Consider the following 24560-nt stretch of genomic DNA (forward strand, 5'->3'; position numbering starts at 1 on the left):
GCGTTTCACACGATGTTGACGCAGAGCAGAATTCGGCTATGCGAGAGCTGGACCGAATCTCATACAGTCGGCGCGCGATGTATGCGTGTTTGCCTGAACGGAGTGTCGGGTAAGTGGCACGAATGAGCGAGCCGAGTCCCTATGTGGAATTCGACCGGAAACAGTGGCGGACCCTGCGTAAGTCGACTCCCCTGGTGCTCACCGAGGAAGAACTGATCGGTCTTCGCGGCCTCGGCGAACAGATCGATCTGGAAGAGGTCGCCGAGGTCTACCTCCCGCTCGCTCGCCTCATCCACCTGCAGGTCGCCGCACGTCAGCGGCTGTTCGCCGCGACCGCGACCTTTCTCGGGGAGACCCATCCCGATGAACAGGTGCCATTCGTGATCGGTGTCGCCGGCAGCGTCGCGGTCGGAAAATCCACCACCGCCCGCGTACTACAGGCGCTACTCGCGCGGTGGGATCACCATCCGCGTGTGGATTTGGTCACAACCGACGGATTCCTATATCCCACCGCGGAACTGAATCGGCGCGGCATCATGCACCGCAAGGGTTTTCCAGAAAGTTATGATCGCCGCAAACTACTGCGCTTCGTCACCGAGGTGAAATCCGGTGCAGCCGAAGTATGTGCGCCGGTGTATTCACATATCTCCTACGACATCGTGCCGAGCAAGTTCCACTGCGTGACTCAGCCCGACATTCTCATCGTGGAGGGTCTCAATGTGCTGCAGACCGGTCCGCGGTTGATGGTCTCGGATCTGTTCGACTTCTCGATCTACGTCGACGCACGCATCGAGGACATCGAGAACTGGTATGTGCAACGGTTTCTCACGCTGCGCGAGACCGCCTTCGCCGATCCGAACGCGCATTTCCACCACTACGCGGGCTTCACCGACGACCAGGCAACGGCCGCCGCGAAGGAGATCTGGAACTCCACCAACCGGCCCAATCTGGTCGACAACATCCTGCCCACCCGTCCGCGCGCGACGCTGGTGCTGCGCAAGGACGCCGACCACAGCATCAACCGGCTGCGGTTGCGCAAGCTCTAGCCGTAGCGACTGCTTGCAGGCCGTAGCGACTGCTTGCAGGCCGTAGCGACTGCTTGCAGGTCGCTCGAAACGGTCAGCTCGAAACGGTCAGCTCGAAAGAGTCACAGCTTCCAGGCCGCGTCCAGCCGGGCGGCGACATCGATATCGCGCACCGCGGCGATATGCGGTTTGCGGATTTCGGTGGCGAGATAGCGCGCGACGAAGCGCCGGATCTCGTGGTCGACGCTGGCCAGGATGCGCAGCAGCTGTCCGCGTTTGGTGGCGGTGGCCACATTGATGCGAACATCGCTCGGGCGCGGCTCGGCGATATCGATGACGACCCGCAGCGGTTCGGCGGTGCGCACAGTCAAATGCAGGTGGATATTGCCGTCGATGTGGAAGCGGTGCCGGTCGACGGCGAGATCGAGCAGCAGATCTACATCGAGCGGGATGACCAGCTCGAAGGAGATGACCTCGTCGACGTACCGTTGCAGCTTCGGTTCTCCGAGTCGCACCTGCGCCGCGACCTTCGCCAATTTGGCGGGCCCGACACCGATCGGGCCGAAATCGAAGGCGGCACCGGTCAACTGGGCGAATGCACCCGAGATGCGCTGTTCCGAGGCCGCATATTCCAGGAAGCGCCGACCGAATTCCGCATAGCCGATGTAGGACATCTGCTCCCCCTTCGGCCCGGGCACAGCACTCGTCGACTCGTCCACAAACCGGACGGTACGCGAATGTCGTTGCGTCAGATACCGAAGCGGCGATGTCGAGCGGCGTAGTCGCGCAAGGCGCGCAGGAAGTCCACCCGTCGGAATTCCGGCCAGTAGGCCTCGGTGAACCATATTTCCGAGTATGCGCTCTGCCACAGCAAAAATCCGGAAAGACGCTGCTCACCGGAGGTTCGGATGACCAAGTCGGGATCCGGCTGGCCGGAGGTGTAGAGGTGCTGGCCGATGGAATTCACGGTGATCGACTGGACCAGATCCTCCCCGGTCTCCCCCGCCACGATCTCCTGGCGGACCAGCTTGCGGACCGCATCCGCGATCTCCTGCCGACCGCCGTAGCCGACCGCGACATTCACGTGCACACCGTCACGTCCGATGGTTCGTTCGGCGGCCGTGCGCAGCCGCTTGGCGACCAACTCCGGAAAGCCGTCGAGGGTGCCGACGATGCGCACACTCCAGTTCTGTTCCGGTGCGGACAGCTCCTCGACGACATCGGTGATCACCTCGAACAGGGTCTCCAGTTCGTCGGGATCGCGCTGCAGATTCTCGGTGGACAGCAGATAGACGGTCACCATCTCGATGCCCTCGTCCGCGCACCAGCCGACCAGTTCGGCGATTTTCAGCGCGCCGACCCGATGCCCGTGGGTCACATCGGTGAAACCGTTTTCTCTGGCCCAGCGCCGATTACCATCGCACATCACCGCGACGTGCCGAGGATGTTGTTTGCCGGCCAGCTGCTTGGACAGCCGCGCCTCGTAGATGCGGTATGGCAAACCACGCACCTGACTCGGAAGCTCCACGGCGACCAACCCTACGCCTCAGCGGCGCGATCCCGGCATCGACTGTGGTTCCGGGTACAGTGACCAAGTACCGGAACTTACGGTACCGTAGGTTACCGGCGGGTATCACTAGGAGGTAACTCGGTGTCCGAAATAATCGGCACGACCGATGCGACACCTGTCGCGATCCCGGGCACGTCGATACTGATCAAGCCGCGGATGCGGGGCTGGATTCACACCTGGGCGGTCGGCATTGCGGCTATCGCGGTGCTCGTTTTGGTCTTGAAGGCCGCAAGCGTCTCGGCGACGGCAAGCTGGTCCACTCTGATCTACGGGCTGACGGTGTGCGGGTTGTTCGGCATCAGCGCCGTATACCACCGGGTGACTTGGGCCACCGCGAAGGCGCGCATCCAGATGAAGCGGGCCGACCATTCGATGATCTTCCTGTTCATCGCGGGCAGCTATACGCCGTTCGCATTGCTCGGCCTGCCGGGCCGAACGGGCCAGATACTGCTGCTGGTCGTGTGGCTCGGCGCGCTGGCCGGTGTGGCGCTGAAACTGTTGTGGCCGACCGCGCCCCGTTGGGTCGGGGTGCCGCTGTATCTGCTGCTCGGTTGGGCGATCGTGCCGGTGGCCGGGCAGCTCAACGCGAATATCGGCATCGCACCGCTGATCCTGCTGCTCATCGGCGGTCTGGTCTACAGCGGTGGCGCGATCCTCTACGCGACCAAATGGCCGAACCCGTGGCCCACCGTCTTCGGCCACCACGAGTTCTTCCACGCCGCGACGGTGTTCGCCGCCCTCTGCCACTACGCCGCGATCTGGTTGGTCGTGCTGCGCTGAGTGCATCCGGGCACCCCGCCCGTGCACCGAGCACCCGCACAGCGGATGCCCGGCTCTGACCATGGGGTGCCCGGTACGTACGAGCCGGGCAGCCGGAGCATCGCGGGCATGCCGAATTGCTCTTTGCGGCAATAGAGTTGGGGACGGATGCGGATCCGGAAAATAGCGGGGCGAAATGACACAGCAGACGATCGAGACCGGTAGACAGCAGGCGGGGCGCGAGCAGGGAATCGGCTACCGCTGGGGCGTGGCGATGGCACAGCACCGGCGGATCGTCGTCGCGGTATGGCTGGTGCTGATCGCCGCGTGCGCGGTCGCCTACCCGCAACTCAACGGCCGCCTGGAGGCCATGGAATTCCACGCCGACAAGGCGGAATCGACGCGGATCACCGAACTGCTCGCCGCGCACTATCCGGATCTGGGAGCCGAACAGCTTGCGCTGGTCTTCGATTCGGAGCAGCGGACCGTCGATGATCCGGCTTACCGAGCGATCGTGGAGCGGGCGGTCGCGGATCTGCGCGGGGTTCCCGGGGTGCGGGTCGCGGTGGGGCCGTTCCAGGGAGATCAAACGTCGCAGATCTCGGCGAGCAGGCATGCGGCGCTTGCGGTCGTCGGGATCGACGGCACGATTCCGGAGCGGGCAGAACTGGCCGGTGAGCTGCAGGAACGTACGGGACAGTTCTCCGGAGACGGGGTGACCGTCGGGCTCACCGGCTTCTCACCGGTGCTGCGCGATCTGATGGAGATCGAGGTGGCCGATTCCGGGCGGGCCGAGGCGCTGGGCCTGCCGGTAGCGTTCGTGCTGCTCATCCTCGCGCTCGGCACGGTGGTCGCCGCGTTGGTGCCGGTAGTGGTGGCGTTGAGCGGACTGCTGCTCGCCTTCGGCGGACTGTTTCTGCTTTCGCATGTGATGGCGACCAGTTCGCTGTTGCTGGCCGTCGCGACCATGATCGGCACCGGCATCGGGCTGGACTATGCGATGTTCGTGGTCAGTCGGTTCCGCGAAGAGCTCGGGAAGCCGGGCGGGAGTTCCGCGGCCGGTGTGGCGCATGCCTGCGGGATCGCGATCGCCACGGCAGGTAAGACGATCGTCGCCTCGGGCTTCATCGTGATGATCTCGCTGTGCTCGCTGGTGGTGGTGCGCGCGCCAGTGTTCCGCGGTATCGCCGTAGGCGTGGTGATCGCGGTCGTGGCCGCGCTGATGGTGGCGCTGACGCTGCTGCCGGCGGTGCTGGCAATGCTCGGATCGCGGGTGAATCGCGGTGCGCTGCCAGCTCGGTGGCAGCCGTTGGAGACCCGGCCGGGATCGGATGCCGATCCGGCGAGCGGGCGGTGGGCGCGGTGGAGTCGGATCGTGATGGCACGGCCGGTGGTGTTCGGTATCGCGGCCACGCTGGTGTTGCTGGTGGCGGCCGCGCCACTGACCGGAATTCGCTACGGCATGGATATGGGCACCGCGGCGATGGGCGATACCGCGTCCGGCAAGGCGAGCAAGGTCGCCTCGGAGAATTTCGCGCCCGGACTGCTCGCGCCGATCACGATCGTGGTGACCGGTTCCGGTGATACGCCGCTGAATGCCACGGCGGCCGGCGAGGTGCAGAACTTCCTGACCGCACTCCGCTCGGATGAGCGGGTCGAACAGGTGCTGCCGATCCAGCGCGACGGGCGGATCTTCGCGATGGTGGTGGCGAAGTCCGCATTCGATTCCAGCGAGGCCGATCAACTCGTCCGGGAGATCCGCGACCGGGCCACCGCACTGCCCGGTGACGTGCTGGTCGGCGGTGCGACGGCGGAGTTCGCGGATATGTCCGACGAGATCACGGGGAAACTGCCACTGGTCGTCGCGCTGGTTCTATGCTGCTCGTTCGTGTTCCTCATTGCTGCCTTCCGCAGCATCGCGCTACCGATCAAGGCAATAGTGATGAATCTGCTGGCCACCGGCGCGGCCCTCGGCATCACCGTGGCGGTGTTCCAGTGGGGCGTCGGCGAGTCACTGCTCGGGTTCCACAGCACCGGGTTCATCCAGGTATTCCTGCCGACGATGGTCTTCGCGATTCTGTTCGGGCTGTCGATGGACTACGAGGTGTTCCTGATTCGCCGGATCAAGGAGTTCTGGGAGAACTCCGCGCGCGCCGCGGCCGATAACGAATACGCCGTGGCAGCCGGGCTCCAGCACACGGCCCGCCCGATCAGTGCGGCGGCGGCGATCATGGTGGTGATCTTCGGCAGTTTCCTGACCGCCAGCGTGCTGGAGCTGAAGCAGGTCGGGTTGGCGCTGGCGGTGGCTGTAGCGATCGATGCGGCACTCGTGCGGTTGGTCTTGGTCCCCGCGCTGATGAAGCTGTTCGGAACCTGGAACTGGTGGCTGCCCGGCTCGGGGACGCCCGTGCGCGTCGGGGTTTCGGTGCGCACGCACGCGACGGCGCAGGCGGGCTCCGATCCGGATGTCAGGGCACCGTGATCACCAAGCTGGTTGTTTGGGCGCTGAAGGCGCGGTGGGGGTTGGCGGCGGTGGTGATCGCCGCGAATCTCGGTGGCCTCGGGGTGATCGTGACCGAGCTGTGGCTCAGTGGATTTTTCGGCCGGATCGGGGATGACTGGCGGCGCATCATCGGACTGGCGTCGATCTATCCGGTGGTGGGTTTCCTGGCCGGGGTCGGGCTCGCCGTGCGCGATCGGACCGTGTATTTCGGGTGGCTCGATGACGGGCGAAAGCCGACCGTCGACGAGGCGCAACGGCTGCTGCGCCTACCGATCGCGATCACCACCCGAGCGCTGGCGATATGGCTGCCCGGCGTGATCGTGGCGGCCTCGATGCTCTCGCATCTGGCCGCACACAACAGTGCGGCGGTGACCGTGGCCCTGTTCGCCCTCGGCGCACTGCAATCGGCCGGATTCACCTTCCTGATCGTCGACCGGCTGATCCGCCCGACCATTCCGGTGGTGTCCGGGGTGCTCGGCCCCACCGCGCACTGGAGTTCCTCGGTGCTGATGCGGGTCGTGATGACCTGGGCGGTGGCGGGTGCGATGCCGCTGCTCATGCTGATCACGGTGCTCGCCGACCCGGCCTCCGGCGCACCGGACCGCGTCCGCGCCGCCATCTACCTCTCCATCGTCGGCATCGGATCCGGCGCGCTGGCGACCGCGATCCTGGCCCGTTCGGTCGCAATGCCGATGCGCACGCTGCGCCGGGCGCTCGATCGAATCACCAAGGGCGAGTTCGATGTTCGGGTTCCCGTCGGCAGCACCAGCGAGATCGGGCGGCTGGAGAATTCGGTCAATGAACTCGCCGCGAATCTGTGTGAACGCGAGCGGATGCGGGATGTATTCGGCCGGCACGTCGGCACGGAGGTCGCCGAGCGGGCATTGGCGGGCGGGGTCGATTTGACCGGCGATGTGCGCGACGTTTCGGCGTTGTTCGTCGATGTCACCGGATCCGTCGAGCTGTCCAGCGGTCTGACACCGCATGATTTCGTGGCCAAGCTCAATCGCCTGCTCGCGATCGTGGTTGCCGCGACCGAGGAGAATAACGGGCTGGTCAATAAGTTCGAGGGCGATGCGGCGCTGTGCATCTTCGGTGCGCCGATCGCATTGCGCGACAATGCGACACCTGCCCTGCGGGCCGCGCGACGCATTCGCGACGAGGTCACGGCCACCGGCGAACTCGATATCGGCATCGGCGTCGCATGTGGGCGGGTGTTCGCCGGTGATATCGGCTCCGATACGCGGTTGGAATACACGGTGATCGGCGATGCGGTAAATGAGGCGGCCCGGCTGACCACCGAAGCCAAGGAGGTGCCGCGCCGAATCCTGGTGAGCGGTGCGATCATCGAGTCGGCGGCCGAGCACGAGCGCGCCAAATGGGTTCTCTACGACAACATTCCGCTGCGTGGAATGCCCGAACCCACCGCCTGCTGGACCGATGTGGAGGCCGCCCCGACCTCCCATGGGGTGGAACCCGCTACCGATCCGGCCGCCATCAGCGCGATCGCCGAAGTACGAACCGCGACAACCGAATCGCCCTCGCAGAAGCGCTGAGCGCTGGAGCGCGGCGACGCGCAGTGCCCGCGGCCGGGCCGTCGCGTCGATCATCCCTGCGGGATCAGTTCAGAGCAGCCAGCCGGTCAGGGCGACAACCTCCGCAGCGATACCGGAGACCTCGCGGCCATCGGTGCCGACCCGATGCACCCAATCCGGAGCCTGGCATGCAATCGGTGCGCGGGGAACTCGGAGCGCGGACTTGATTGCGGTTGGATGGGCCCAGCCGAGCGGGTGTGGCGGGGCTAGGGGCGGTTCAGGGAGGCGCGCAGCTCGGATGGGGTCGTTACGGGGAGGTCGCAGACGGAGCCGCGGCAGACGTAGGCGGAGGGGGCGCCGTTGACTGGGATGCGGTCGGTCAGGAGGGGGACCGAGTTGGCGGTCGCGGCGATGATGACGGTGCCGCCGGGGGCTTCGGCGCGGGCGGTGGCGATCAATTCCGTTGCCGCGGTTGCGGTGTCGGATAGGGCGATGGCTACCTGGAGGGGGCCGCGGAGCGCGGCTTCGGCGGCGGTGAGCCATTGGCCTGCCGAGCGTGGGACGCGGGCAAGGACGACGGCGCCACGTTGGAGGGTTTGGTCGGCCAGTTCGCGGTAGCGCAGTGCCGGTTCCGGGGCGCTGGTGGCAGCGGCTGTGAGGAGGGCTTCGGCCAAGGCAGATGCGCCTGCGGGGGTTGCGCCGTCGATGGGATCACGGGGGCGGGCGACGAGGGTTTCGGCGTCGTCGGAGGTGTCGAACCAGCTGCCGGGCGCAGTGTCGTCAGCGAAGTGGTGAATTGCCTTGTCCAACAGTCGTTGTGCGTGGTCGAGCCAGTCGAGTCGGCCGGTGGCCTGGTGTAGGGCCAGCAGGCCGGTGACCAACCAGGCGTAGTCCTCCAAGACGCCTGGAGACGCGCCGACCACGCCACCGAGCGAGGCCCGGCGAACCCGGCCGTCGACCACGTGTTCAGCCAGTAGGAAGTGGGCGCAACGAGCGGCGGCTTCCACCCAATCATCTTGCCGCAGTGCAGAACCCGCCTCAGCGAGTGCGGTAATCGCCATTCCGTTCCAGGCGGTCACCACTTTGTCATCGCGGTCCGGCTGTGGGCGTCGAGCACGGGCTGCGCGCAGGGTCGCGCGGGCACGTTCGAAGCGTTCGCGGGCAGTCCCGTTGTCGGACAATGCATCCGGATCGACATACCGGGTGAGCACCGAGGTGCCCTGTTCGAAATTCCCGGCGGTAGTTACCCCGAAAACCTCTGCGGCCCAAGTACCTTCGATAGGACCGAGTTCGCCGACCAGCTCGGCGGGTGTCCAGACATAGGTCGCGCCTTCGACACCCGGTCCGCCCGGCTCCAAGTGGGTGTCGGCGTCCAGCGCGGACGCGAACCCCCCGTGGTCGGTACCGAGGTCATCGAGAATGAACTGCACTGTCTCGCGAGTAACCCGGTGCGCCAATGACTCTCGCTCAGGGCTGCGGCGGGCGAGATGCGCGTAGGCGCGCAGCAATTGCGCATTGTCATAGAGCATTTTCTCGAAATGCGGCACCAGCCATGCGGCATCGACGGAGTAGCGCGCGAACCCGCCGCGCAACTGGTCGTAGATCCCGCCGCGCGCCATGGCTTCGGCCGTCCGATTCACCACATCGAAGGTCGCGGCATCGCCGGTGCGCTCCCAACTGCGCAGCAGCCCCTCCAACAAAGCCGATGGCGGAAACTTCGGCGCACCACCGAACCCGCCGTGCTTGTGGTCTTCATCGCGCAGCACCGCGCCGACCGCATGATCGAGCAGTTCGGCCGAAATCGTCACATCGGCATCGGGCAGCCCGGCGGCCTGCGCACGCAGCGCGTCGGCCACCTGCGCGGAAGCCTTGTCCACCTCATCGCGCCGGGTGTTCCAGGTATCGGTAACTGCCGTGAGCAATTGGGTGAACGACGGCATCCCACCGCGCGGCACCTTCGGGTAGTAGGTGCCGCAATAGAACGGCTCGGCCGCCGGCGTGAGGAAGCACGTCATCGGCCAGCCACCCTGACCGGTCATCGCCACCGTGGCATTCATATAGACCGCGTCCAGATCCGGACGCTCCTCACGATCCACCTTGATGCACACGAAGTTGTCGTTCATCTGCGCCGCCGTCCGCGCATCCTCGAACGACTCGTGCGCCATCACGTGGCACCAGTGGCAAGACGCGTATCCGATCGACAGCAGGATCGGCACATCCCGTGCGACCGCCTCCGCCAAGGCATCGGCATCCCACTCACGCCATTCGACTGGGTTGTCAGCGTGCTGAAGCAGATAAGGCGACGTCGCGCTGGCCAATCGGTTCACACTGCCAGCCTCCCACACCCGGCAGGCACATACCACGACCCACACACCACCCCATCCGACCGAGCACACGCGACTGCGCGAAAGCCGCAATAACCGCAGGTCACAACCAGTGTGCAGCTGGAGGTGGCCTGCGGTTCGACGGCGTTGCGGGCCGACGGCGCGCGCCGTACGAGAATGCCGGGATTTCGGGTCGTTATCCGGCCGCGGCCTGAATGAGTGCCGTGGCGAGCGCTTCGGGCTGGGTCAGCTGCGATTCGTGGCTGCCGGGGGTGTAGATCAGCGGAGAACCTGCGGGCAGCCGCTCCGGAAACCTCGATGCCCAAGCGAATTCGCCGGGCGGCAAGGCGAGGTCGTCCTTGGACAACACGTAGGCCGACGGCAGCTGCAGGCGTTCCCATTCGTCGAGTTCGAGCGCCTCGTTCATGGTGTGGAACGGCTGACGTTCCAGCAGCGGGTACACCACCCGCTGCGTCTCCGGCGACGCGTCCTGCATGAAGGCGGCGGTGAAGACCTCGAACGGGAACATGACGGAGTTGTCCGACGAGGCGGCGGCCGAGGCCCGGAACATCTCGCCGTAGGCCGGTGGGCACAGGTCGATGAGGGATTCGCCGGTGCGGGGGACGAACGCACTCCAGTACACCAGCCGTTCGATGCGGGTGGCCAGTCGAGCGGCGGCACCCGAGACCGGGAAGCCGCCCCAGCTGTGCCCGACCAGGACGACATCGTTCAGATCCGCCCGTTCGACGTAGTCGACAAGGTAGTCGACCGAATCGGACAGATGAATGTCCGCACGCTCGTCCTCGGAGTTGAGCCCCGGCAGTGTGGGTGTGTGGACGACATGGCCGGCTGCCCGCAGATGCTCGGCGACCGGACGCCAGGTCCAGCCGCCGTGGCAGGCACCGTGGACGAGTACGAATGTCGACATCGTTGTCTCCTGCAAGTGGTTGATCATGTTCGCGATCGGTCGGCACTTGTGCGGACTGCGCCGACCTCGAACTCGCCAACAATGGGAAATGATGGTTGTGACTCGATGTGAGTGCCATCACTATGTGACATCTTCATCTACTATGTCAATAGATTTGAAACATTTCTCTCGGCATCCGCCGAGACAGGAGGAACGGAATGCGGCCGCGGGCACTGGTGTTCGACCTTTACGGCGAGTACTTCCGATACACCGGGGGCGCGGCCAGGCTCGGCGCACTCACCGAGCTGATGGGCGTCTTCGACGTCGAGCCGACCACCGTCCGAGTGGTCATGACACGGCTGCGCAAGGACGGCTGGTTCGATTCCAGCAAATCCGGGCGCGAGGTGTCGTACCTGCTCAACGACAAGAGTTGGCAGTTGCTCGACGACGGGCGCAGCCGAATCTTCGAACGGCATTTCGACGAGTGGGACCGCACCTGGACGCAGGCGCTGGTCGACGAATCCGGCGTCGACCGTGACCAGCGCAAGCGGATCGAGAAGGCACTGACCTGGTGGGGGTTCGGCAACTACGGCGGCCCGGCCTGGTTCTCCCCACATGACCGCGAGAAACAGCTGCGCGAGGCGCTCACCGGCGGCGACGAGCTGCACATCCAGTTCCTGCGCGGCCGCAGCGCCGGCCTGGCAGGCGACCGGCTGATCGCGCAACGATGCTGGGACCTGGGCGAGCTCGGCGCCGACTACCAGGCGTTCATCGAGGAGTTCCGGCCCCGGCTGGCCCGCTACCGGCGCGGTCTCGAGGGCGCGGCCGCGCTGATCGAGCACATGCGGCTCATGCAGCACTATCGCCGCTACCCGTTCCGCGATCCGGATCTGCCCGAGACGCTGCTGCCGGCTGGATGGCGCGGGCGCGCCGCCCACGAGGTGTTCACCGAATGCCACGACATCCTGCGCGCCGCTGCCGAGCCGTTCGTGGCCGCCGCCGGCGACGCCGCCACTTAGATGTGTAACAGTTTTCTTGACGAGAGCTACTTATTTGTCACATACTTTCGCCAGGTTCCGCGCGAGACCCGCGCCACAGTCAGACAAGGGCGACACCGATGTCACTTCCCGATCAGAATCCGCTACCCACGCCGCCGCTGCGTGTCGCGTGCATCGGCGGCGGCCCCGGCGGCCTGTTCACCGCGATCGCCCTGGCGCATGCGCTGCCCGGCACCACGATCGACGTCTTCGAGCGCAACAGCGAATCCGATGTGTTCGGTTTCGGGGTGGTGTTCTCCGACGCGACCCTGGACAACATCGATGCGGTCGACCCCGTCCTCGGTGCGGCGCTCGACGAGCACGGCCGGCACTGGGATGCGATCACGGTCCACCTCAAAGGTGCGGCGGTATCCGCAGGCGGCAACGGGATGTCGGCCGTGCACCGCCGCATACTGCTCGAGGCCCTGCGCCGACGCGCGATCGAGCTCGGCGCCCGTTTGCATTTCGACACCGCGGCCGGTCCGGACGAGCTCGACGCCCACGGCAGCTACGATTTGATCGTCGCCGCGGACGGCACGAATTCCGCGGTACGGCAGCGCTTCCTGGACCATCTCGGCCATTCCGTCGAGGAGGCGTCAGTCAAGTTCATCTGGTTCGGCACCACATTCGAATTCGACGGCCTCACCTTTCTGCACGAGCGGTCCGAGCACGGCAACTTCGCCGTACACGCCTATCCCATCGGCTCGGGTTTGAGCACCTTCATCGTGGAAACCGACGAAACCACGTGGCGTAGCGCGGGACTCGACGGATTCGACGCCGCCGCCCCACCCGGTTCCTCGGATCTGGTGACCCAGCGCTATCTCGAGCGGGTCTTCGCTGCGCATATCGACGGTCATCCATTGGTGGCCAACAACTCTCGCTGGGCCAACTTCCGCACCCGCCGTACCGACCACTGGTACACCCGGGCCGCCCACGGCACCCCGGTCGTGCTGCTCGGCGATGCCGTGCACACCGCGCACTTCTCGGTGGGCTCGGGCACCAAGATGGCCATGGAGGACGCCGCGGAACTGGCCAGGGCACTCGCCGCGCACCCCGGAGATCTGCAGACGGCACTGGCTCGGTTCCAGCACATCCGGCAACCGCAGGTGGCCAAGATCCAGAACTCATCACTGCCGAGCCTGTCGTGGTGGGACCACTTCGGCCGCTACTACGACGCATTCGAGCCGTGGCAGTTCGGATTCCACTTCTTCAGCCGCTCGATCTCCGCCGAGAAGATCCGGATGCGCGACAGCGCGTTCGTCGCCGCGTCCGAGCGAGCCTGGTACACCGAACACGGTGCGGCGCCCCTGGATACACCGCTGCGCATCGGTGCCCACGTCCTGGGCTCGCGGCTGCTGCGGCTCACCGAGCACTCGAGCAAAGGCTTGCTGATCAGCGACGGCGCGGTCACCGCATGGGCCACGACCGCCGAGGGCGTCCGCGACGACACCGACTCGACACTACCGCTGGTCACCGCACCGGAGGCCGACAGCATCACCCTCGCACCCGAGGTGTGCGCGGCGCTCGACGAGCTGTGCGCGCGACGGCCGTCCGCCGTCGTCGTGCACGCGGGCACCGCCCTGTCGCGCGCACTGGTCTCCGAGTACGTGCGGTTGCTCCAGCACATCCCGACGATCATCGTCGAGCGGCCCTCCGCCATCCGCAGCCGTCGCGCGGTGGATGAACGCGACTGCGCCGCAACGCTCGTCCTCTCCGGACGGGCCGATGCCGTCGTCTACGAACCCGAGCCACAGAGCGGTGATCGGGTACTGATCGAGGCGGCGACGGCGAAATGACAGTCACCAGCACCGGCACCGTTCACCACACCCCGTTGGACCGGCTCTTCCGCCCCACGTCCATTGCTGTTGTCGGGGCGTCCACCGCGGTCGGCAAGCTCGGATCGGCCATGCTCGCGGCCGTCCGGCGAGCGGCCACGGACGCACCGGCCGTGTACGCGATCAACCCGACCGGCACCGCTCCCGGCTTCCTGCCTTCCATCCGAGCAGCTTCCGAAACTCATGGCCGCCCAATAGATCTCGCGGTGCTCTGCATCCCGGCAGGCGCCACTCCCGACGCGCTGCGCGAGGCCGCCGAGTGCGGTGTCGGCGGGGCCGTCATCTGCTCCGGCGGCTTCGCCGAGACCGGCGCCGAAGGCACGGCGCTACAGGAGGAGGTGGCGAAGATCAGCGCCGCCACCGGAATCCGGGTGCTCGGGCCGAATACCTCCGGGTTCTTCCGGCCCGGTGCGACGACGGTGAGCTTCGTACCCACGGTTCGGCGAATCCGGCCCGGCCCGGTGGCCGTCGTGGCCGCCAGCGGCGGCATGAACCACGCGTTGTCGTTCCTGCTGTCCGAACAGGGCGTCGGCGTGGGATTCGGTGTGGGCCTGGGCAATTGCGTGGACGTGACGAACATCGACGTCCTGGAATATCTGCGCGCCGATCCTGCGATCACCGCCGTGGCGCTACATATCGAATCGGTCGACGACGGGGCCGCCCTGCTGGCGGCCATACGCGTGGTGACCGCGGCGAAACCGGTGGTCGCCATGGTCATGGGGCGCGGCGACGTGTCGGCGTTCGCCGAATCCCATACCGGCGCGCTCGCGACTTCATGGCGGACTACCCGGGCACTGCTGACGGAATCCGGTGCGGTCGTGGTGGATTCCGAGCAGCAGCTAGTGGACGCGCTGGCGGTGCTGAGCCGCACGCGGCTGCCCGCGGCGCCGACCCCGGGCATCGGAGTGGTCACCGCACAGGCCGGGCCGGGCCTGATGGTGCTGGACAACCTGCTGGCCCATGACATCCGGGTGCCGGCGCTCACCGAGGCGACCCGGGCCGAGCTGGCAAAGCTGTTGCCGCCCATGACATTCCAGGTGAATCCGGTGGACACCGGCCGACCGGGTGCGACCTTCGACAAGGTACTCGCCGCCACCGCCGCCGATCCTGACATCGACGCGGTAGCGGTCTACGCTCTGGCCGAGCCGGATGCGATCGATCTCGCCGACGCGGTCCGGCGGTCCGGGATCCACCGGGACCTGCCCGTCGTCCTCGGCATCGGCGGCCCCGCCGACGCGGTCGCCCCGAGTGTGACCGCCGCGGACCATCTCGGCGTGCCGGTACTGCCCGGCCCCACCGCCCTCGCCACCGGGATCCGAGCACTCGTACAGGACGCCCGAGTCCGCCACCTGCGGGCGGCGGACGACGACGGCCGAATCACCACGCACCAGGCCGAAGTCGCGCTTCCCGCCGACGAGGCGACCGCCAAGGAACTACTCGGCGCACTGGGTATCGCCACCCCGCCGCGACGGGTATGCACCGACCGGGCCGCTGCCCACCGCGCGCTGGCCGAGCTGCCGTCGCCGGTGGCGGTCAAGATCCTCGACGCCACTGTCGTGCACAAGACCGAGATCGGCGGTGTGCACCTGAACGTTCGCACCACCGGGGACCTCGACACCGCGTTGGACGCCCTCGATGCCATCGGCAGCCCCGCCTATCTGATCGAAAGCATGGCGGCACCCGGCGTCGACCTGATCCTGGGCGTGCGCCGCGATCCGGTGTTCGGCCCGATCGCGGTCGCCGGGCTCGGCGGCACAGCCGCCGAGGTGATCGGCGATGTGGCCATCCGCGGGCACAGGTTGACCCACGCCGGAGCCGCGGCCATGCTCGACGATCTGCAGTGCGCACCGCTGCTGGACGGCTGGCGCGGCGGACCGGTGCTCGATCGCGACGAATTCGCCCGTATCGCAGTCGGTTTGGTGACGTACCTGGCCGATCACCCCGAGATCGGCGATATCGAGATCAACCCGCTACGACTCACCCCGACCGGTCTGATCGCCCTCGACGCGGTCGTCGTCGCGGCGCCCGACCGGCAGAGCCCGCTCGAAGGAGAGCAGCCATGAACACCCGGCACCCTGTATCGATCGAGGGAACCGTGCCCTGGCCCGGCGACGTCGCCGCACGGTACCGCCGGGCCGGGTACTGGCGGGGCCGCTCGATCGGCTCTTACATCACCGAACAGGTCGGCCGCCGTCCCGACGACGAAGCGATCGTCGACGGCACGGTGCGCCTGTCCTACCGGCAGCTGTGGGATCGGTCCGCCTCGTGCGCGCAGGCACTGCTCGACTCGCAGATCGCCCCGGGCGACCGCATCGTGCTGCAGCTGCCGAACTGCTGGGAATTCGTCACACTCACCCTGGCATGCCTGCGCATCGGCGTCGTCCCGGTAATGGCGCTGCCCGCGCACCGGCTGTACGAGCTGACGCACCTGGCCGCGCTCTCCGGCGCCGTGGCTGTGGTCGTCGCCGACGCCGACCGCGATACCGACCTGCGGCAGAGCGCCCAGCAGATCGCCGCCGCGGTTCCGAGCCTGCGAACCGTTTTCGTACACGGCCAATTATCCACCGGCCCAACTGAATACGTCCCGGAGCGCAGCCTCGCCGCGGCCATGAAGACGCCCGCGCGGTTCGCCTCGGCCGAGTACGAACCCACTGGCCCCGATGTGGCCTGTCTATTGTTGTCGGGCGGCACCACCGGTCTGCCCAAGCTGATCGTCCGCACCCATGACGACTACGCCTACAACATTCTGTGCTGCAATGAAGTATCCGAATTCAATGAGCGCACAGTCTATTTGGGCACGCTGCCCAGCAGTCACAACTTCCCGCTGGCCTGTCCCGGCATCCTCGGCGTGCTCTTCGCAGGCGGCCGGGCGGTGATGTTACCGTCCCCCTCCCCCGAGCGGGCCCTGCGCACCATCGACGCCGAGGGTGTCACCGTGGCCGCTGTCGTTCCCGCCGTGGCGCAGACCTGGATCGAATACCAGCGCGAGCATCACACGCTGCGCGGCAACAGTTTACGAGCATTGCAGGTGGGCGGCTCGAGAATGCCGGACGAGCTCGCGGCCCGCGTCGAGCCGACTCTGGGCGCACGACTGCAGCAGGTGTTCGGCATGGCCGAGGGGCTGATCAATATGACCCGCCTGGACGACGATCCGGAGATCGTGTTCACCACCCAGGGGCGGCCGGTCAGCGCGGCCGACGAGATCATGATCGTCGACGAGAACGGTGCGCCCGTGCCGGACGGCACTCCGGGCGCCCTGCTGACCCGAGGCCCCTATACCCCGCGCGGCTATTTCCGAGCTCCCGAGCACAATTCGCGCGCTTTCACTCCGGATGGCTGGTACGCCAGCGGCGATGTCGTCATCCGCCGACCCGACGGCAACCTCGTGGTCGCCGGGCGGGACAAGGACATGATCAACCGCGGCGGCGAGAAGATCTCCGCCGAAGAGATCGAGAATTTCGCCTACCAGCTCAACGGCGTGGAAATGGCCGCCGCCGTCGCCATGCCCGACCCCCGGCTCGGCGAGCGACTGTGCCTGTATCTCACTCTGGCACAGGGTCATTCGGTCGAACTGTCCGATGTCGTCGCCCTGATGAACAGCGCCGGCGTTGCCCGGTTCAAACTTCCCGAACGACTCGTCCTCATCCACCGGATGCCCGTCACCAAGGTAGGCAAGATCGACAAGAAGGCGCTGCGCGCGGACATCCTCGAACGCCTCACCCAGGAGAGCACCCGATGACCACAGACAACAACCGCGGCGACGAGCCGCTCGACGAGCTCTACCGAGACTTCGAAACCGCGCACCTGAACCCGTTGTGGACCCAGCTCGGCGACCTCATGCCGATGACACCCACCTCGAAAGCCGTTCCCTTCGTGTGGAAATGGTCGACCCTGTATCCCCTCGCGCAGCGCGCGGGCGACCTGGTACCCGTCGGCCGAGGCGGCGAGCGGCGCGCCATCGCGCTCGCGAATCCGGGACTCGGTGGTGTACCCCACGTGACGCCGACTCTGTGGGCGGCCATCCAGTACCTCGGCCCGAAGGAGACCGCGCCCGAACACCGGCACAGCCAGAACGCTTTTCGCTTCGTCGTCGAGGGCGAGGGCGTGTGGACGGTGGTCGACGGCGACCCGGTCGCCATGCGCCGGGGTGATCTGCTGCTCACGCCGGGATGGCATTTCCACGGCCACCACAACGAAACCGACCAGCCGATGGCGTGGATCGACGGCCTGGACATACCGTTCGTCCACTACACCGACACCGGGTTCTTCGAATTCGGATCCGACGGTGTCACCGATGATGCCACCCCGAGCGTGTCGCGCTCGGAACGACTGTGGGTGCATCCTGGTCTGCGACCCCTGGTCGGCCTCGGCGCCAGAACCAGTTCGCCGATCGCTGCCTACCGCTGGGAACACACCGACGCCGCTTTGCGCGAACAGCTCGCCCTCGAGGATGAGGGATACGCGGCCACGACCGAACCCGGGCATGCCGCCGTCCGCTACACGAATCCCACCACCGGCGGCGATGTCATGCCGACCATCCGTGCCGAATTCCACCGGCTGCGGCCCGGGGCGCACACTCGCCGACGCCGCGATGTCGGCTCGGCGGTCTACCAGGTATTCGACGGTTCGGGCCGATTCCACCTGGGCGAGAACACAACCGAGGTCGGCAAGGGCGATTTGATCGTCGTCCCGTCCTGGACCGAATGGTCGATCTCCACCGACACCGAATTCGACCTTTTCATGTTCTCCGACGCACCGATCATCGAACGCCTCCACTTCAACCGCACGCACATCAGCGAAGGAGCTTGATCCGCGATGAAACTCGCCACCCTGCGCCTGGACGGCGGCACCGCGGCCGTGCGGGTCGACGACGACCGCACTGCCACCGTGATCGAAGGCTATCCCGACCTGTCGGCCCTGCTGACGGAGGCAGACTGGAAAGTGCTGGCAGACAAGGCATCCGGCCGCGACGTCGACCTCACCGACGCCGATTACGCGCCAGTCGTCCCGAACCCCGGCAAGATCATCTGCGTCGGTCTCAACTACGCCACCCACATCAAGGAGATGGGACGGGAACTGCCGCAGTACCCCACACTGTTCTCCAAATTCAAGGAGGCACTGACCGGACCGTACGACGACGTGATCGTCCCGCGCTACGCCGCATCCCAGCTCGACTGGGAGGCGGAATTGGCCGTGATCGTCGGCAAACGCGCCTATCGGGTTTCCGAGGCGGACGCCGACGCCCACATCGCCGGCTATTCGGTGATCAACGACTACACCATGCGCGACTACCAGTACCGCACACTGCAATGGGATCAGGGCAAAACCTTCGACAGCACAAGCGGTTTCGGCCCGTTCCTGGTCACCGACTATGTACTGGGCACCCGCATCGAGACCCGTCTCGACGGTGCGGCCATGCAGAGCGCCACCACCGACGACCTGGTTTTCACTCCGGCCGAGCTCATCGACTACATCTCCCACATCGTGACCCTGCAGCCCGGTGACGTCATCATCACCGGCACCACCGGCGGCGTCGGCCACGCCCGCACACCCGCCCGCTACATCCAGGACGGGGAGACGGTCGAGGTGACCATCGACGGACTCGGCACCGTGCGCAACAAGACCATCATCGAATAGGAAAGCCACAGTGGAATTCCACGAGCTCGACCTCCCCGAGCGGCTACTCCTCGCCCGCCGGGGCACCGCGTACTTCGCTCAGCGCATCGCCGAACTGTCCGACACCGACTTCGACAGCGGCACGCTGTTGGCGGCCTGGACCCGCAGACATCTGATCGCCCACGTCGGTTACAACGCCGCCGCGCTGTGCCGCCTGCTCGACTGGGCCGCGACCGGAATCGAGACACCCATGTACGCGTCGGCCGGACAGCGCGCCGGGGAGATCGACGAGGGAGCCACCCTCAGCCCCGCCGCGCTGCGAAACCTGTTCCACCACACCGCCGCCCGCCTGGACGAGAAATGGCGGCACCTGCCGGAATCGGCATGGACGGCCGAGGTCCGAACCGCCCAGGGCCGAGTGGTCCCGGCCGCGGAAACCGTTTGGATGCGGGTCCGCGAGGTCTGGATCCACGCCGTCGACCTTGCCGACGACGGCAGGTTCGGCGACTTCCCCACCGTCGTACTCGACTCACTGCTCACCGACATCGTCGGCATGTGGCGCAGAAAAGGACTCGGCACCGGACTGGTCCTGACGGTCGACGACCGCGCACCCATTGCCGTCCAAGAGAATTCGCCCACCACAACGCGGGTGTCCGGCCCCCTCGCCGCAGTTGCGCGCTGGGCGGCCGGTCGCGGCGCGATCGGTCTCGAAACCCACGGCGATACCGTCCAGCCACCAGCGTGGCTGTAACCGACAATTCTCGCGGGCGTCCGGTCACCTGTGCAGCATTATCGCAGCGACCTCGCGCCGCGATCGCAGCTCGAGCTTGGCGAGGATATTCGACACGTGGGACTGAACGGTGCGGCGCGATAAGAACATTTGCGCCGCGATACCGGAGTTGGAGCAGCCATCGGCGACGAGCGCGGCGACCTTGCGCTCGGTATCGGTCAGCGCCGCCCAGCCGGATTTGGGCCGGTTGCGCCGACCGCGTACACCTCGCCGAATGTCGTACGGCCGCACGCGTGCGTCCGTGCGGGCGGTATCCCAGGATGCGCCGAGTCGGCCGTAGATCCCGATCGCGGTGTCGAGCGAACGGCGGGCGTCGGCATCGTGCCCCGCCGCGGCGAGGAGCACGGCGGCGTTCTCGTGCGCCTGTGCTTCGTAGAGCAACCGTCCGGACCGCCGGAAGGCCTGGGCCGCCGCCAGCAGGCTGTCGGAATCGCGCTCGGCCAGACCGCGACACAGTAGCGCTGTCCCGATCCTGGAGGCGGTCGGCTGGCGCGCCACAATCTCGTCGGCACCGACCACTACCGACCGCGCCGCATCCGTATCGCCGAGGTCCGCTGCCAGTCGGGCGATATCCGGGAATATGTAGTAGAGCGTCGCCGCGGCCGAACGGTCGGCCAGTCGCTCATGGGTGTCGACGAGCAGTTTCAAGGCGAGGTCCGGATGACCGTGCGCCTCGTGCGTCAATGCTTTGGCCCACAAGTGCAAATGCGCGTAGCCGGTGTTGCCCGCGAGATCGTCCGGTATGGGAATGCTGTCCACGTCCGGCTGGAACGTGCCGCGGTGAATACCGATGAGTGCCGCGAGGCTACCCGCGACCGTCGAGTACCCGAGCACGTCCGGCGCCGCGCCTGCGCCACATTCGGCCACTGCGTCATCCCAGCGACCATTCAGCAGGTAGAGGCGTGCCTTGGCGACCCGGTTCGCGGACAGGGACACTCCAGCGACACGGCGGTTGCGCGCTATCGCCTGATTCAGCACGTCTTCGGCATCTGTGAGGCGATCGAGCTCGATCAGACAGTGTGCCCGCAGCGCATATGGATCGAACTGGTCCGGCGAGGTACCGACGGTCGAGGCGACGGGTATGCGAGTGCTCAACTCCAGTGCCTCGGCGAGATGGCCTCGGGTGTACCGAATCGCACCCACGGCGGTGAGGCCGTATCCGATAGTGAGGGGGTCCCCATTGGATTCCCCCATCGCGATCGCCACTCGACCGGCCCGCTCGGCCGCATCGAACCGCTCGAGGAATACATTGTCCACCGCGCACATGCCGTGGAAGCGGGCCGCCGCCTCGATATCGAGATCCATTGTGCTCAACGCCGTTTCGGCGATATCGACGGCCTCAGCGATCCGACCCCGGGCTCGGCAGACTTGGGCGAGCAGCCAGCGCACTTCGATATCGTCGCCGTACTCCGACAGCGCAACGCGCACCTCGGCCTCCGCCTCGGCAGCTCGGCCGCTCCACAGCAGCGCCTCGATGTATCGGCGGATCAGCTGTGGATTATCGGCCTCCGTCCTCGCGCGCCGCAACAGCCGCACCGCCAGCTCGGGCGCTCTAACGGCCAATTTGTCGCCTACGGCTATCAGCCAGTCGGGGCCGATGTCGTCCAGTTCGTAGTCGGCGACCGCCAGATAATGGGCGATTCGCTCGATCGGCGCCGTCCGCAGGACCCGTCCAGCCGTGCGCAGCAGACCAGCGCGCACCCTCGCAGGCAACTGATCGGACAGCACCTGCCGGATCAGTTCATGCCGGAACACCACTTCGGAGTCGACAAGTTCGAGCACCCCGGTCGCCATCACGTCACTGACGATGCTCCACACTTCCAGCAGGGGCCGGTCCAGAACCGCCGCCAATTCCGTGACGTCGACGACCGGGCCGAGCGCGGCGGCAGTCGCGAGCACATACCTGGTCCGGCGCGGCAGAAAGTCCAACCTCCGCGAAATCGCTTGCGCGAGTGTGGTGGACGAGCGCTGCCCGGCGACTGTCTCGGCGGCGTCGGCGCTGATCGTGATCGCCTGCTCGCGCTGCAAGGCGGCCACCAATTCGGTGATGTAGCGCGGATTTCCGCTCGCACCCGCTACCTCCCGCAGCAACCCTCGGCCCGGGGTGGCACCGACGATATGCGACACCAATTCCGCCCCTGCCTCGTCGGAAAGCCTGCCGAGTCGTATCAGCGGGGCGCGGCGGGCGACGAGTTCGGCCGACAGCGTGGTGAACGCCGAGTCCTGCGGCTGTGGGCGGGCGCTGAGCATCAGCAACAGCGGGAGCTCATCGATGCGAGCGCAAAGCCGCTGCAGCACGGACACGCTCGACGTGTCGGACCACTGAATGTCATCCATGATCAGCGCGAGCGGGCCGGTAGCGCACCAGGTTTCGACGTGATCGAGGATCGCCTCGGCGATGGCGATCTCAGGCATCGCGTCGCCCGCCAGGACGTCGCTGTCGAGCAGCGCGCGGATCGCATCTGCCCCCGGCGTGTCGGCGTCGAACCAGGTGAGCAACGCGGCGAACGGGACGGTCTGCTGTGGTTCGCTGGCGGCCCCGAGCCGAATGTGCAGACCCGCCGCTGCGCATCGCACGCTGGCAGCGTGCAATAGAGACGTCCTGCCGATACCTGGTTCGCCCTGCACCAGCACCACGGCCCCACGCCCGGCAGCGACCCGACGTGCGAGCGCCGCCAGCTTCTCGATCTCGCCATCACGACCGATGACCACTGTCGATTCCTGGAAAGGCCTTGTCGTCAACGAACTGGGCATGCGAGCGCCCGATCGCCGAGTCCGACCGAATCCGGCACCACGTCGACATTCCCGGACGGGGATATGGTGACAGATGGCAAATCCCATTGTCGTGCCGACTTTTCGGCGCGCCAGGCGACATTCCACCCGAACGGCATCACGTGGACGCGGTCCCCGTATTCCGCCAGTTGTTCGGCGAGATCCGAAAGCACGTCCAGTGTGTCAGCGAGGACATCCAGCGGATCGGCGGCCGACATGAATCGAGGGGTCGTGCAGTGCGGGGTTCCGGCGATAACGATATGCGCCGCCTCGCTGACGAGGCACAGGTACCGGATCGCGCGAACGGCCTCGGCGGACAACGGACAATCGCCCGGTTCGACGACGACTCGCACCACCAGGCAATCGACAAACCTCTGTGTCACCCCGACCGTCGTCGGGTCGACGGCGACAGCACAGGGACCGGCCGCCACCAGGGTGTATTCGAAACTGCGCCAACGACTTCCGACGCCCCTCATCCAAGGAACCTTCCCCGCAGACGCTGTTGGAGGCCGGTCATGACTCCGTCGGCACATTCTGGTCGGCGACCCCGCAGAGGCTGTAACAGAAAACGAACGGCACCCCGCCGTCGTTGAACCACGCATGTGTCGCCGACCACGATTCTGCGCATATGAACTCCTGACTATCGTCCACGACCAACTGCACGGGTCGGCATCGATAGCCGCACCGACCTGGGCCTCAGCTATCCGGACGGTAGCCGCCGTCCGCGCGGCTCCGCTTGTCCCGAAGCGCAAAAGCATGGTCCGAGTGCGCAGAACTCGACACCCGACAATGCTTGCTCCAGCGGTGATCTGCTCGGTTCTGCACTAGGCTGCTACCAGAGTTGGGGCCGACGCCCGGGCCACCGATGATCGACGAATCGGAGGCGATATTCATGAATCAAGCGGCTATCGCTGACTCCACCACGACAAATGTGGTGGATCCACATGAGCGAGCCGAGTACTGGGCCGATCTGATCAGCACATACCACTGTAGGTTGGGCTATCGCTTCCCGAGCCGCACCGACTTCCGAGGGCACACCCAACTGCGGCGCACCGACGCCTACCAGCTCGTCGGGTGGAGATCGGATGCCGTCACCTACCTTCGCAACCCGAGCCACATCCGCGCCGACCCCGATGACGACTACCGGCTGATCGTTCCGTTCACCGGGCGACTGTCCTTCCGCACCGAGGACAGGTACGGGATCCTCGCGCCGGGCACCATGTGCCTGGTGGCGGTCGACCGGCCCTACGCGATGTCCATGTCCGACAGCACGCGCGGGATGATCATCACCATTCCGCGCAAGGAGATCAAACATCGCCTCAACCGCGTGGTGCCGCCCAACCATCCGCTGGATCTCACGACCGGGCTCGGGCGGGTGACCGACGGGATCCTCAGCGGCCTGCGCACCGAATCCGCCGCACTCACCGACCTCCAATTCGACAGCGTCTCCGAACGGCTGGTGGATCTGCTCTGCATGCAGATCCTCGGTGAACCGGCGAGCTCGCCCACCCAGCTCGCTCATGTCGAAGCGACCGCTCGCCGGTATATCCACGACCATGCCGGAGATCCGGACCTCACCGGCACCCGTGTCGCCATTGCGCTCGGCTGGTCACTGCGTCAAATTCAACTGGCGTTCAGCGATGCCGGCACCACGCCCAGCGAAGTCATCCGGGAAGAGCGCCTGCGATTGGCGCGCGACCGCCTGCGCAGCCCCGCCTACCAGCATCGAAGTATCACCGATATCGCGTCGGACCTGGGCTTCGGCTCGATGAGCAGCTTCAGCAAGGCCTTCCGCCGACGCTTCGACACCACGCCCGGCCAACTCCGCGAGGACTGGCGGGCCGCACCCCAGCGCTGATTTCAGGAGCGAACGGTCGCGATATCGTC

At 66.5% G+C, this 24560-nt stretch carries 18 protein-coding genes; 12 read left to right on the forward strand and 6 right to left on the reverse strand.

Annotated elements, in window-relative coordinates:
• Positions 1 to 113: 113 nt before the first annotated feature.
• Positions 114 to 1046: a type I pantothenate kinase gene (gene coaA, locus OIE68_RS25690; RefSeq protein ID WP_327093648.1), complete on the forward strand. Its 933-nt coding sequence runs from the start codon at positions 114 to 116 to the stop codon at positions 1044 to 1046.
• Between the two features lie 101 nt (positions 1047 to 1147).
• Here the strand turns inward: coaA and OIE68_RS25695 are convergent, their stop codons facing one another.
• The gene (locus OIE68_RS25695) at positions 1148 to 1744 is read right to left on the reverse strand and encodes a hypothetical protein (RefSeq protein WP_327093649.1); all 597 of its coding nucleotides are present in this window, start codon (positions 1742 to 1744) and stop codon (positions 1148 to 1150) included.
• A 29-nt stretch (positions 1745 to 1773) separates the two neighbouring features.
• Positions 1774 to 2562, reverse strand: a complete 789-nt coding sequence (locus OIE68_RS25700) for an isoprenyl transferase (protein ID WP_327093650.1) — start codon at positions 2560 to 2562, stop codon at positions 1774 to 1776.
• Positions 2563 to 2751: 189 nt separating this feature from the next.
• Here OIE68_RS25700 and trhA point away from each other — a divergent pair, with 189 nt between their 5' ends.
• From trhA to OIE68_RS25715, 3 genes are all read left to right on the forward strand, one after another.
• Positions 2752 to 3375, forward strand: a complete 624-nt coding sequence (gene trhA, locus OIE68_RS25705) for a PAQR family membrane homeostasis protein TrhA (RefSeq protein WP_327101807.1) — start codon at positions 2752 to 2754, stop codon at positions 3373 to 3375.
• Positions 3376 to 3550: 175 nt separating this feature from the next.
• Positions 3551 to 5836, forward strand: coding sequence for an MMPL family transporter (locus OIE68_RS25710; protein WP_327093651.1), 2286 nt, complete (start codon positions 3551 to 3553; stop codon positions 5834 to 5836).
• Positions 5833 to 7413, forward strand: coding sequence for an adenylate/guanylate cyclase domain-containing protein (locus tag OIE68_RS25715; RefSeq protein ID WP_327093652.1), 1581 nt, complete (start codon positions 5833 to 5835; stop codon positions 7411 to 7413). The genes OIE68_RS25710 and OIE68_RS25715 overlap by 4 nt, the downstream gene beginning before the upstream one ends.
• A gap of 245 nt (positions 7414 to 7658) precedes the next feature.
• On the opposite strand, the gene OIE68_RS25720 is transcribed toward OIE68_RS25715, so the two are convergent.
• Together OIE68_RS25720 and OIE68_RS25725 are read right to left on the reverse strand one after the other, a co-directional pair.
• Positions 7659 to 9719, reverse strand: a complete 2061-nt coding sequence (locus OIE68_RS25720) for a thioredoxin domain-containing protein (RefSeq protein ID WP_327093653.1) — start codon at positions 9717 to 9719, stop codon at positions 7659 to 7661.
• A 193-nt stretch (positions 9720 to 9912) separates the two neighbouring features.
• On the reverse strand, positions 9913 to 10644 hold the full coding sequence (locus OIE68_RS25725) for an alpha/beta hydrolase (protein ID WP_327093654.1): 732 nt from the start codon (positions 10642 to 10644) through the stop codon (positions 9913 to 9915).
• 197 nt (positions 10645 to 10841) lie between these two features.
• On the opposite strand from OIE68_RS25725, the gene OIE68_RS25730 reads away from it, so the two are divergent.
• The 7 genes from OIE68_RS25730 (at position 10842) to OIE68_RS25760 (ending at position 19862) form a co-directional block, all read left to right on the forward strand.
• Positions 10842 to 11642 (forward strand): PaaX family transcriptional regulator C-terminal domain-containing protein, encoded by an 801-nt coding sequence (locus OIE68_RS25730; RefSeq protein WP_327093655.1) that lies wholly within the window; start codon positions 10842 to 10844, stop codon positions 11640 to 11642.
• Positions 11643 to 11740: 98 nt separating this feature from the next.
• Positions 11741 to 13456 (forward strand): FAD-dependent monooxygenase, encoded by a 1716-nt coding sequence (locus OIE68_RS25735; RefSeq protein WP_327093656.1) that lies wholly within the window; start codon positions 11741 to 11743, stop codon positions 13454 to 13456.
• Positions 13453 to 15558 (forward strand): acetate--CoA ligase family protein, encoded by a 2106-nt coding sequence (locus OIE68_RS25740; protein WP_327093657.1) that lies wholly within the window; start codon positions 13453 to 13455, stop codon positions 15556 to 15558. Before OIE68_RS25735 ends, OIE68_RS25740 begins: the two co-directional genes overlap by 4 nt.
• Complete coding sequence (locus tag OIE68_RS25745; protein ID WP_327093658.1) at positions 15555 to 17234, forward strand: (2,3-dihydroxybenzoyl)adenylate synthase; 1680 nt, start codon at positions 15555 to 15557, stop codon at positions 17232 to 17234. The genes OIE68_RS25740 and OIE68_RS25745 overlap by 4 nt, the downstream gene beginning before the upstream one ends.
• Complete coding sequence (locus OIE68_RS25750; RefSeq protein WP_327093659.1) at positions 17231 to 18304, forward strand: cupin domain-containing protein; 1074 nt, start codon at positions 17231 to 17233, stop codon at positions 18302 to 18304. Before OIE68_RS25745 ends, OIE68_RS25750 begins: the two co-directional genes overlap by 4 nt.
• A gap of 6 nt (positions 18305 to 18310) precedes the next feature.
• A complete protein-coding gene (locus tag OIE68_RS25755; RefSeq protein WP_327093660.1) occupies positions 18311 to 19132 on the forward strand; it encodes a fumarylacetoacetate hydrolase family protein in 822 nt (273 codons plus the stop codon).
• 10 nt (positions 19133 to 19142) lie between these two features.
• Positions 19143 to 19862, forward strand: coding sequence for a maleylpyruvate isomerase family mycothiol-dependent enzyme (locus tag OIE68_RS25760; protein ID WP_327093661.1), 720 nt, complete (start codon positions 19143 to 19145; stop codon positions 19860 to 19862).
• A 24-nt stretch (positions 19863 to 19886) separates the two neighbouring features.
• On the opposite strand, the gene OIE68_RS25765 is transcribed toward OIE68_RS25760, so the two are convergent.
• Both OIE68_RS25765 and OIE68_RS25770 read right to left on the reverse strand, forming a co-directional pair.
• The gene (locus OIE68_RS25765) at positions 19887 to 22613 is read right to left on the reverse strand and encodes an ATP-binding protein (RefSeq protein WP_327093662.1); all 2727 of its coding nucleotides are present in this window, start codon (positions 22611 to 22613) and stop codon (positions 19887 to 19889) included.
• A gap of 26 nt (positions 22614 to 22639) precedes the next feature.
• Positions 22640 to 23149 carry a hypothetical protein gene (locus OIE68_RS25770; protein WP_327093663.1) on the reverse strand — a complete coding sequence of 170 codons (510 nt, stop codon included), beginning with the start codon at positions 23147 to 23149 and terminating at the stop codon, positions 22640 to 22642.
• A 416-nt stretch (positions 23150 to 23565) separates the two neighbouring features.
• Here OIE68_RS25770 and OIE68_RS25775 point away from each other — a divergent pair, with 416 nt between their 5' ends.
• On the forward strand, positions 23566 to 24531 hold the full coding sequence (locus OIE68_RS25775; protein WP_327093664.1) for a helix-turn-helix domain-containing protein: 966 nt from the start codon (positions 23566 to 23568) through the stop codon (positions 24529 to 24531).
• Positions 24532 to 24560: the final 29 nt, after the last annotated feature.

The organism is Nocardia vinacea, from assembly GCF_035920345.1.
Lineage (GTDB): Bacteria > Actinomycetota > Actinomycetes > Mycobacteriales > Mycobacteriaceae > Nocardia > Nocardia vinacea_A.

Coding starts and splice junctions, on each gene's coding strand:
- trhA (WP_327101807.1), top strand. CDS start 2,752: ATGCGGGGCTGGATTCACACCTGGGCGGTCGGCATTGCGGCTATCGCG.
- OIE68_RS25710 (WP_327093651.1), top strand. CDS start 3,551: ATGACACAGCAGACGATCGAGACCGGTAGACAGCAGGCGGGGCGCGAG.
- OIE68_RS25725 (WP_327093654.1), bottom strand. CDS start 10,644: ATGTCGACATTCGTACTCGTCCACGGTGCCTGCCACGGCGGCTGGACC.
- OIE68_RS25730 (WP_327093655.1), top strand. CDS start 10,842: ATGCGGCCGCGGGCACTGGTGTTCGACCTTTACGGCGAGTACTTCCGA.
- OIE68_RS25735 (WP_327093656.1), top strand. CDS start 11,741: ATGTCACTTCCCGATCAGAATCCGCTACCCACGCCGCCGCTGCGTGTC.
- OIE68_RS25740 (WP_327093657.1), top strand. CDS start 13,453: ATGACAGTCACCAGCACCGGCACCGTTCACCACACCCCGTTGGACCGG.
- OIE68_RS25745 (WP_327093658.1), top strand. CDS start 15,555: ATGAACACCCGGCACCCTGTATCGATCGAGGGAACCGTGCCCTGGCCC.
- OIE68_RS25750 (WP_327093659.1), top strand. CDS start 17,231: ATGACCACAGACAACAACCGCGGCGACGAGCCGCTCGACGAGCTCTAC.
- OIE68_RS25755 (WP_327093660.1), top strand. CDS start 18,311: ATGAAACTCGCCACCCTGCGCCTGGACGGCGGCACCGCGGCCGTGCGG.
- OIE68_RS25770 (WP_327093663.1), bottom strand. CDS start 23,149: ATGAGGGGCGTCGGAAGTCGTTGGCGCAGTTTCGAATACACCCTGGTG.
- OIE68_RS25775 (WP_327093664.1), top strand. CDS start 23,566: ATGAATCAAGCGGCTATCGCTGACTCCACCACGACAAATGTGGTGGAT.